The 9,446-nt window shown below is 31.8% G+C and carries 11 protein-coding genes and 2 tRNA genes; all 13 read left to right on the forward strand.

The features are described 5' to 3' along the window. Position 1: 1 nt before the first annotated feature. Positions 2-385: a prepilin-type N-terminal cleavage/methylation domain-containing protein gene (locus Q0U74_RS05520; RefSeq protein ID WP_297393119.1), complete on the forward strand. Its 384-nt coding sequence runs from the start codon at positions 2-4 to the stop codon at positions 383-385. 49 nt (positions 386-434) lie between these two features. Then, positions 435-1,106, forward strand: a complete 672-nt coding sequence (locus tag Q0U74_RS05525; RefSeq protein WP_297393120.1) for an A24 family peptidase — start codon at positions 435-437, stop codon at positions 1,104-1,106. A gap of 3 nt (positions 1,107-1,109) precedes the next feature. Next, positions 1,110-2,393 (forward strand): hypothetical protein, encoded by a 1,284-nt coding sequence (locus Q0U74_RS05530; RefSeq protein ID WP_297393122.1) that lies wholly within the window; start codon positions 1,110-1,112, stop codon positions 2,391-2,393. A gap of 17 nt (positions 2,394-2,410) precedes the next feature. Next, the gene (locus tag Q0U74_RS05535; RefSeq protein WP_297393124.1) at positions 2,411-3,403 is read left to right on the forward strand and encodes an AIR synthase family protein; all 993 of its coding nucleotides are present in this window, start codon (positions 2,411-2,413) and stop codon (positions 3,401-3,403) included. 71 nt (positions 3,404-3,474) lie between these two features. Then, the gene (locus Q0U74_RS05540; RefSeq protein WP_297393126.1) at positions 3,475-4,809 is read left to right on the forward strand and encodes an N-acetylmuramoyl-L-alanine amidase; all 1,335 of its coding nucleotides are present in this window, start codon (positions 3,475-3,477) and stop codon (positions 4,807-4,809) included. An 11-nt stretch (positions 4,810-4,820) separates the two neighbouring features. Further along, positions 4,821-5,537, forward strand: a complete 717-nt coding sequence (rph, locus tag Q0U74_RS05545) for a ribonuclease PH (protein ID WP_297393127.1) — start codon at positions 4,821-4,823, stop codon at positions 5,535-5,537. Continuing rightward, entirely contained in the window at positions 5,534-6,118 is a 585-nt protein-coding gene (rdgB, locus tag Q0U74_RS05550) for an RdgB/HAM1 family non-canonical purine NTP pyrophosphatase (protein WP_297393129.1), read from the forward strand. Before rph ends, rdgB begins: the two co-directional genes overlap by 4 nt. A 52-nt stretch (positions 6,119-6,170) precedes the next feature. Further along, positions 6,171-6,247: transfer RNA gene (locus Q0U74_RS05555), tRNA-His, on the forward strand. A gap of 34 nt (positions 6,248-6,281) precedes the next feature. Further along, a tRNA-Leu gene (locus Q0U74_RS05560) sits at positions 6,282-6,368 on the forward strand. 195 nt (positions 6,369-6,563) lie between these two features. Beyond that, entirely contained in the window at positions 6,564-7,286 is a 723-nt protein-coding gene (locus Q0U74_RS05565) for an NfeD family protein (protein WP_297393131.1), read from the forward strand. 8 nt (positions 7,287-7,294) lie between these two features. Continuing rightward, entirely contained in the window at positions 7,295-8,287 is a 993-nt protein-coding gene (gene floA, locus Q0U74_RS05570) for a flotillin-like protein FloA (protein ID WP_156702219.1), read from the forward strand. After that, positions 8,287-8,934, forward strand: a complete 648-nt coding sequence (locus Q0U74_RS05575) for a hypothetical protein (protein ID WP_297393135.1) — start codon at positions 8,287-8,289, stop codon at positions 8,932-8,934. Before floA ends, Q0U74_RS05575 begins: the two co-directional genes overlap by 1 nt. A 90-nt stretch (positions 8,935-9,024) precedes the next feature. Next, positions 9,025-9,446: PhoH family protein (locus tag Q0U74_RS05580; protein WP_297393136.1), on the forward strand; the 422-nt coding region annotated here is incomplete at its 3' end.

The following is a 9,446-nucleotide window of genomic DNA, read 5'->3' on the forward strand; positions in this document are numbered from 1 at the left end:
TATGAAATTTAAAAAGAGACAAAGGGGATTTACCCTAATTGAACTTGTGATTGTAATTGCCATTATTGCAATTTTAATTTCCATTGCAGCTATGAAGTATAGCACGACGAATCTAGCAGCTGAGGCAGCAGCCCACAATTCTAATGTTAAAGTTTTAAAGAGTGCAGGAATTTTATATTTAATTGACAATCCTGATGAAAAGGGAACAATAAGTGTAGACAAGTTAGCTCCTTATCTTGAAGGAGGAAAAATACCAAAACCTGCAAAACACTTTAGTGGTGCAAGTGATTTTACAGTGACTTCAACTGACGACGGCGATGTGGAAGTTAAGCCAGGAATGATAAAAGTTTCAGGAAAAACTTTAGTTGAAGATAATGGAAAATAAAATTTATAAAATTTTTATAGTCTTTTTGATTTTTATGCTGGGAGGATCTTTGGCATCCTTTTACCATGTCTTCGTCAGCAGAAGAGAAAAAAATGAAAATTTTTTATGGGGCATAAGTCACTGCGACTCCTGCCATAGGAATTTAAAGTTTTATGAATTAATACCAGTCTTTTCTTATATTTTTCTCGGCGGAAAGTGTAAAACTTGTGGAGAAAAAATTGGCTCAGATAAATTTTTCACAGAAATTTTAGTTTCTATCCTTTCGGTCTTTGCTTTTTTAAAATATGACTTGTCCATCCAAAGTTTTTTAGTCATTGGAATAATTACAGTGGCAACTTTTATAGGAATAATAGATTACAAGACTGGATTTATCTATAACCTAGACCTTTTTATAATTTTAATTTTAACAATAATTTTTAAATTATCTCAAGGAGAAAGTATTTTTAACTCCTTAAAATTTTCCCTTGGCATTGGGCTGATTTTCTATCTTTTATACAAATTTACAGGTATGATGGGCTTTGGAGATGTGCTCTATTCTTTTGTCATGGGAATTTTTGCAAATAATTTATTAGATTCCTTTCTTATATTTAAAGATGCCTTTGTAATTGCAGCAATATTTTCTATAATTTTAATTTTATTAAAGAAAAAGAATTTTAAAGATTCCATTGCCTTTGGACCCTTTATTAGCATAGCAATTATTATTTTCATATTGTGCAGGTGAACTATGTTTCAAAAAAATATTACAAAACTTATAATTAGTGACGGTTTTATAAAAATTTATAAAAATGACAAAGAAGAGTTAAATATTTCCTTGCCCTATAAAGTTTTTAGGGATGGGGAGATTTTAGATTATCATCACTTTTACTACAAATGCAGTAAAATCTTGGAGAAAATTGATTTTCAAAAGAGTGATAATCTGATTTTAATATTTGACTCTTCTTCTTTTATTCACATAAATTATAAAATTCCTGAAATAGATGAAAGTGAAATAAGAGATTTTCTTGCCCTAGAACTTGAAGACTATGGCGATTTTAATTTATCAGATTATGAAATTTTTTATGACTTTCTAAAAGAAGATAAAATTTTAAATCTTTTCATTGACTTAGTTCCAAGAAAATTAATTTTAAAATTAAGGAAAGTTTTTGAAAAATTAGAAGTTAAAAACCTTGAAATAATTCCTGAGCCAAAGTCCATAAATAAGAAGGGAAAATTTATTGAAATAGCACCAACTTATTTAAAATTTATTTCTGTAAAAAATAATTTAGTAAATTTTTATGAAAAAATTTACGACAAAAATATTGAAAAATTAATTTTGGACAACAATTTGGAAGAAGAAAATGCAAGTAACATAATAAACCTTCGCTACGACCCAGAGGAAGAAAAAATTGATGAAGACTTTTTGTTTAGATTTAAAAATTATTTTATAAGTCACATAAGGGAAATGGAAAATTTTTCTAAGGGTGAAGAAGTCTATTTATTTGGAAATATTTGCGACTCCAAGGAAATTAAAGATTGCTTATCATCTTATAGCAATTTGAAATATAAAATACTAGAAGAAGACCTTCACAACAATTTACCTATAAAAAAAGAGAAAAAAGACAAAAAGACTAGAAAAAAGAAAAGCCCTATTAATTTTATTCTTCCACTTGCCATGGCTATTGTAATAATTTTTAATGTACTTTATTATTTTAATCTCAAAAAAGAAAATGAAGGGACTTTAGCTGATATCAAAGAAGTAAAAAATGAAGAAGTGGAAGATATTGATGTATCCAGCGACAAATTTCAAGAGAGAAATAAAATTTTTATAGATAAAATTTCTGAAATTCAAAAGCTTGAAGATGAAAATTTAATTATAACAGATTATTATTTTGACAATGGAAAGATGACGGTTAGAGGTCTTGTCAAGGACGAAGATTATTTTAATAAGGTCTTTAAGGACATAAATATTTTGAGCAAAAATTTTTATATGGAAAATGGATTTAATAAATTTGAAATGCAGATAAAATAATTGTAGAATTTTATGGGGTGTTAATTTTGGAAATTGGAAAATTAAAAACTGAATTGTTGGAAAAATATATTTTCAACAATTTAAGTTCAAATAGAAAAGAAGTAATAATAAAGAGTGGAACAGGACTAGACAACGCAGTTATGGACTTTGGAGGCGATTTAATCGTAACTTCAACGGACCCCATAACTGGTGCATCAAAAAATATAGGCTCTCTTGCCATAAATGTTTCAGTAAATGATGTGAGCTGCCAAGGGGCAGATCCAGTTGGAGTTTTAATGACAGTTTTAATTCCACCAAGTGGCACTCTTGAGGACTTAAAAGAAATTATTGAAGATGCCAATAATACAGCAAAAAAGTTAAATGTAGACATAATTGGCGGCCACACAGAGATAACTGATGCCGTAAATAAAATTTTAATTTCAACAACGGTATTAGGAAGAGTTAATAGAAAAGTTATGCCAGACCTTAAAAGTATTAAGGCAGGAGATGTAGTAGTTGTCTCAAAATACCTTGGCATTGAAGGCACAAGCATTATTTCTCACGAAAAAGATGAAGTCAGTGAAATTTTAAGTGAAGAAGAATTAAAATTTGCAAAATCTCTTTCAAAAGATATTTCAGTTTTAAGAGAAGCTAGATTGGCGACAAAATATGGCGTAAAGCACATGCACGACATAACTGAAGGTGGACTTTATGGAGCTCTTTGGGAAACTGGAGTTGCTCTTGGTCATGGTTTAAGAGCCTATTATGATGAGATACCTCTTCTTGATGAGACAAAAAAAATTGCAGAATTTTATGGCCTTGACCCCATGAGACTCATCTCAAGTGGAAGTATGCTCATGGTTTTTGATAAAGAAAAATTTATTGATTTTAAAAATGAAGCAGATAAAAAGGGAATAAAAATTACAAAAATTGGAGAAGTAATTGAAGATAAGATTACAGAAGTAATAGTAGGAGATAGGGCCATAAGTCTCTCTGAACCAGGTTCTGATGAGCTTTACAAGGTAGTATAGTAAATATTACAATTCGGTTACAATGTTGACAAATTAGTTAGTCCTATATAAACTTTAATTAGGTGAATTAAATGAAAAGAATTATTAAATTATCAATTTTATTTATAGCAATGCTGATTACTCCAGTTTTTGCTGCAAATATTTTTAATGTAAGTATATCCAACAACCTTTATAAAGTTAAAGAAGCGGGAGTTCTAGTAAATAATGAATCACTTAAAACTGATTTTTCTCCTTACATAAAGGATGGAAGGACTTTTGTGCCAATTCGCGAAATTACAGAAAAACTTGGCGCCGATGTTAAGTGGAATGGAAGGGATAAAAGCATAAAAATTACCTTAAATGGCGATGTGATAAATATGCAAATAAATAATCCTATGGTCACTGTCAATGACAAAAAAATTGAATTAGACGATGCTCAAGCGCCACAGCTTGCCCTATATAGTAGCCCAAGAAGAGAAACAAAAACTATGGTGCCACTAAGATTTATATCTGAAACTTTTGGTTACAATGTAGACTGGAACAATGACAAGGTAAGAGCAGAAATTTGCACAAGTGGTGCAAAATCAATAATTGAAAATGGTAAGGAAAACAATAAAAAGACAAGTGAAAATAAAAATTCTAAGAAAAATACAAATAAGAAAAAATCTAAGGTTAATTCCAAATCAATTTTTGATGACAGATTCTTCCAATCAAATAGTGAAAGAAAAGAAACTAAAAATATAAAGAATCAAATCAATAAGGGAAATGAAGACAAAATTTTTGAAGAAGCTGATTTAGACATCAAAGAAAAAGAAAATAGAGTTATAAAAGATAAAATCGAAATTAATGGCAAATTAAATATAGTTATAGATCCAGGTCACGGCGGTAAGGATTCTGGCGCAGTTGGCATAGATGGTTACACTTACGAAAAAGATTTAAATTTATTAGTTGCTGAAAGTTTAATGGAAAAGTTAAGTGAAAATTCTGAAATCAATGCAAGAATCACAAGAGATAGAGACGAGTACATCAAATTATTAGATAGAGCCTCTGTTTCAAATGACAACAATGCAGATTTGTTCCTATCAATTCACTTCAATAGCTCTGACAATCCTAGTGCAAAGGGAATAGAAGTCCTCTATGCATCTGAAAAGAATGTTAAAATCAAAGATACAGTTCAAAAACACTTTGCCTCTTGCCTACAAAAGGCACTAATAAGAGAAACTGGAGCTGTGGACCGTGGAATTAAAAACACGCCAGCTATAATTGTTTTAAATAAAACTAAAAATGTTTCCGCCCTTGTTGAACTTGGATTTGTGTCCAATGAAAGTGATTTGGAAACTATAAAGGACCCTGATTACATTGATAAATTAGCTAGGGGAATCTATAATGGTATAGAAGACTATATGAACAGCTATGTTATTAAATGAGAAAGGGAATTATGAGAGAAGATAGACAAAACGACGAAATAAGAGAAATTAAAATAAGACCAAATTATCTTGAACATCCAGATGGCTCGGTATTAATTGAATGTGGAGAGACAAAAGTTATTTGCACAGCCATGATTGAAAATAAAGTTCCAACATTTTTGAGAGGAAAGAACAAGGGATGGCTTTCCAGCGAATACTCAATGCTTCCTGGATCTACCCCAACGAGAAAAGTAAGGGATATTTCCAAGGGAAAACTTGACGGAAGAAGTAGCGAGATATCAAGATTAATTGGCAGATCTCTTAGGTCTTGTATAGATTTAGATAAAATTGGAGAGAGAACTATTTGGATTGACTGCGATGTAATATCAGCTGATGGTGGCACAAGGACGGCTTCCATTACAGGTTCTTATATTGCCTTAAAAATTGCTGTAAAAAAAGCCTTGGAAAGTGGAAAATTCGAAGAAGACCCAATGAAGGCGAAGCTTGCAGCAGTTAGTGTTGGAAAAGTCGACGGCATAAATTTAGTAGATTTAGATTTTAAAGAAGATTCCAATGCTGATGTAGACTTAAATGTTGTAATGAATGACAAATTTGAGCTAATAGAAATTCAAGGAACTGGAGAGGGCGACACTTTTTCCATAGAAGACTTAAATGAATTTTTAAAGGGCGCAAAAAGAGGAATAGAAGATATTTTTAAATATTTTGAAATTGTGGAGCAGTATATATGAGAGAGATAGTTTTATCCACTGACAATATTAATAAATTGAGAGAAATAAGAGAAATCTTAGAAGATCTTCACATAAAAATTTACGGAAAGTCTGACATAGAAGGTTTGGACTTTGAAGTAATTGAAGATGGCGACACTTTATATGATAATGCCCTAAAAAAAGCTTCTGCCATGGCAGATAGAGTTGATTATGCAGTCCTATCAGATGACACAGGCCTATTTGTTACGGCTTTAAATGGCGAACCAGGAGTTCATTCTGCAAGGTATGCTTCAGAGCATGACGACAAAAAAAACAGAGAAAAATTATTAAATAATCTTAAAGACAAAGAGGACAGAAGTGCCTACTTTAAAACAGAGATAATTTTAATTGACGAGGACAAAAATATAATTCCCATAGAAGGAGTTTGTCCTGGAAAAATTTCTCTTGAAGAAAGAGGCGACAATGGATTTGGCTATGATAGCATCTTCATTCCTGAGGGCTTTGACAAAACTTTTGCTGAGATGAGCCATGAAGAAAAAAATCAAATTAGCCACAGGTCAAGGGCTTTAAAAAACCTAAAGGATAAACTTTCCAATTTGTAAAAAATTATTGACAATAGATATATAATTTGTTAACATATACTTATTGTACGTGGTGGGTATGGCCTAGCTGGTTAAGGCGTCAGATTGTGGTCCTGAAGATCGTGGGTTCGATTCCCACTATCCACCCCACAATAATAGAAGTGTCTTGGACACTTCTTTTTTTGCTAGAGTGGCGGAATTGGCAGACGCACCAGACTCAAAATCTGGCGGTCGCAAGATCGTGTGGGTTCAAGTCCCACCTTTAGCACCAAAAATGTGTATCACTTTTAATCGATTTTTACTTGCGATTAAGTGATACACTTTTTTTTATCTTTTTATAGAGAGGTTGTTATACTTTCTATTTAAATTGATTTTTTTACTATTTAAAAACTTTACAATATCTTAAAATTTTTTCGATTATTGATAAAAAATTATGGGTACAAAACTTGTAGCAAAGGAGGTCAAAGTGAAAAATCTTAAAAATTGTTTATTCATTCTTCCATTTTTTATGCTTAGGACAAGTTCTATCTATGCAGCAAGTGGAAGTGCTTTTATAGAAAAATTTTTTTCCAATGATTATATTTTCACAATTTTACTTATTGTAGCAATAGTTGGAGCTGTGCTTGAAATTTTGACTCCAGGCTTTGGTCTTGGCGGAATTATTTCAATAGCTGCCTTTGTAATTTTCTTTTGGGGAAATATTGCAATGGGTAACACTAATTGGTTTGAAATTTTACTATTTGTCTTGGGACTCTTATTACTAGGTTTTGAATTATTAATACCCGGTTTTGGAGTGGCAGGCATTAGTGGAATACTTGCAATATCAGCTGCCATAGTTTTATCAATGAAGGATATTTACTTTGCTATTTTCTCTTTGGCAATTGCCCTTGTAATAGCCATAGTTTTAGGATTTGCCCTTCTTAAGAGGGGAATTAACTCAGAGCTTATAAATAGGCTTAGACTTTTCACTGAAAGCTCAAGTGATAAGGGCTATGTGGGAGTGAAAAGTGAAGAAGTAAAGCTTGGCGATGTACTTATAACAAAGACAGCTTTAAGACCAACTGGTTATGCAAATTTTCATGAGGAAAAAATCGAAGTTATTTCAGATGTTGGTTTCATTGGAAAAGATGAAGAAGTTAGAGTTGTTAGAATTTCCGGCGCAAGAGTTTTCGTCGAAAAAAATATTTAGGAGGATTTATGAATTTTTATCCCTTTGGAAGCATTATAGTTATAGTCTTAATTTTTATATTTATATCCATATTTTTGTCCTTTGTTCCTATTGGACTATGGGTGACAGCATTTTTCTCTGGTGTAAAAATTAGAATTTCAGAACTTATTGGTATGAAACTTAGAAGAGTTAAACCTTCAAGAATAGTTAGACCTGCTATTAAGGCAACAAAGGCTGGTTTAAATCTTGAAATTGCAAGTCTTGAAGCCCATTATCTTGCAGGCGGCAATGTAAACACTCTTGTAGATGCACTTATTGCAGCTCAAAGAGCAAATATTCCTCTACAATTTGAAAGGGCTGCTGCAATAGATCTTGCTGGTAGAGATGTGCTTGAAGCTGTTCAAGTTTCAGTTAACCCAAAGGTTATTGAAACTCCAAATATTTCTGCCGTTGCCCAAGATGGTATTGAAGTCATTGTAAAGGCAAAGGTAACTGTTAGAGCAAATATTGAAAGGCTTGTTGGTGGTGCCGGTGAACAAACTATTATAGCAAGAGTTGGAGAAGGCATTGTAACAACTGTTGGTTCATCTCTAAGCTATAAGGCTGTTTTGGAAAACCCAGATTCAATTTCTAGAGTAGTTCTTGACAAGGGTCTTGACTCCGGTACTGCCTATGAAATTTTATCAATTGATATAGCCGATGTTGACGTTGCAAGAAATATTGGCGCAAGACTTCAAACTGACCAAGCCGAAGCTGACAAGAGAATTTCTGAAGCTAAGGCAAGTGAAAGACGAGCTATGGCTCTTGCTCGTGAACAGGAAATGAAGGCCGAAGTTGAAGCCATGAGGGCAAAAGTTGTTGAAGCTGAATCACAAGTTCCTATTGCCATGGCGGAAGCTTTAAAGAGCGGCAATTTAGGTGTCTTTGATTATTACAAAATGAAAAATATTAATTCTGATACTGATATGAGAAATTCTATCTCAAAAATTTCTGATAAAAATCCTAAAAAGGACAATAAATAATGAATCCTATGTTTAATGTTTTTATCGCAATAATTTCTTTTATGCCTGCCATAATTTTTGTGGTAATGTTTAAAATTTTACTTACAGTTTTAAAAAGAGGCAAAAGGAAATTTAATGAAGATTTTCATGAGGAAGAAAGAAATTTAAATAAATCTAAAAATTTTCATGGAGATAGAAGATCAGATGCCGATAGCTTGGCAAATGAAATAAAAAGAATAATCAAAGAAGAGAAAGAAAAAGAAAAGAATAAAAAGATTTCTAAAGAAGAATCTAAGAAAAATAAGAAAAATGTGTTAATTGACAAGGACTCGAGACTTGGTCAAAGAAAACTAAAGGAAAAACTTTTAGAAAAAAAGGAAGAAAAGGAAACAGAAAGTCCACAAGAGAATTTGTCAAATACTTACAATCTTGAAAACACCTACAACTTATCAGAAAGCTACAATCTTTCAAAAACTTATAATCTAGAAAATGATGGTAAAAAGATAGTTGATAGTGAATTTATAAAGGAGTGTGAGTCAGACCAAGTTTTTTATGAGGATGAAGATGGCGAAAGTTTGAACCTTGATTTCTTAGATTTTGGCGAAGAAGATTTGCCGAAAATTATTGTCTATAAAGAAATTTTCGGTGAGCCTTTAGGTCTTAGATAAATAGTGGCTTGCTTTTCATAATCTATGGAAAAGTGAGCCTTTTTGTGGTATTATAATAGTCTAGTTTAAGGGGGTATATATTTGGCAAAAGTGGAAAGTTCCATTGATATTAATGATATAAATTTATTGTCAATTGTTTTTGGCAAATTAGACGAAAACATTGGTCTCATTGAAAAGGAATTAGATGTATCTATTAAGTCAAAAAATGACAAAGTTTTAATTTGTGGCGATGAAGAAAAAGTTGAGGATGCCACACTTTTACTAAAAAATTTAATTGAAACTGCAAGAAAACAAAATATTTTAAGTCTTTCTGATGTTAGATATTCTATTTCTCTAATTAAAAACAATGAGAAGAGACCAGTTTCTGAACTTTTAAAGGACACTGTGGTTTACACGTCTATGGGCAAGCCCATAAGGGCGAAGACTCTTGGTCAAAAGAGATATATTGACGCTATAAACAATAACGACATAGTATTTGGAATTGGTCCTGCAGGTACTGGTAAAACTTATCT

Origin of the sequence: uncultured Peptoniphilus sp. (genome assembly GCF_946998875.1) — a bacterium.
Taxonomy (GTDB): domain Bacteria; phylum Bacillota; class Clostridia; order Tissierellales; family Peptoniphilaceae; genus Peptoniphilus_A.

Bases quoted from the DNA above. Each gene is read 5' to 3' on its own strand.
- Q0U74_RS05520 (WP_297393119.1), top strand. From the start codon at position 2: ATGAAATTTAAAAAGAGACAAAGGGGATTTACCCTAATTGAACTTGTG.
- Q0U74_RS05530 (WP_297393122.1), top strand. From the start codon at position 1,110: ATGTTTCAAAAAAATATTACAAAACTTATAATTAGTGACGGTTTTATA.
- Q0U74_RS05540 (WP_297393126.1), top strand. From the start codon at position 3,475: ATGAAAAGAATTATTAAATTATCAATTTTATTTATAGCAATGCTGATT.
- rph (WP_297393127.1), top strand. From the start codon at position 4,821: ATGAGAGAAGATAGACAAAACGACGAAATAAGAGAAATTAAAATAAGA.
- rdgB (WP_297393129.1), top strand. From the start codon at position 5,534: ATGAGAGAGATAGTTTTATCCACTGACAATATTAATAAATTGAGAGAA.
- floA (WP_156702219.1), top strand. From the start codon at position 7,295: ATGAATTTTTATCCCTTTGGAAGCATTATAGTTATAGTCTTAATTTTT.
- Q0U74_RS05575 (WP_297393135.1), top strand. From the start codon at position 8,287: ATGAATCCTATGTTTAATGTTTTTATCGCAATAATTTCTTTTATGCCT.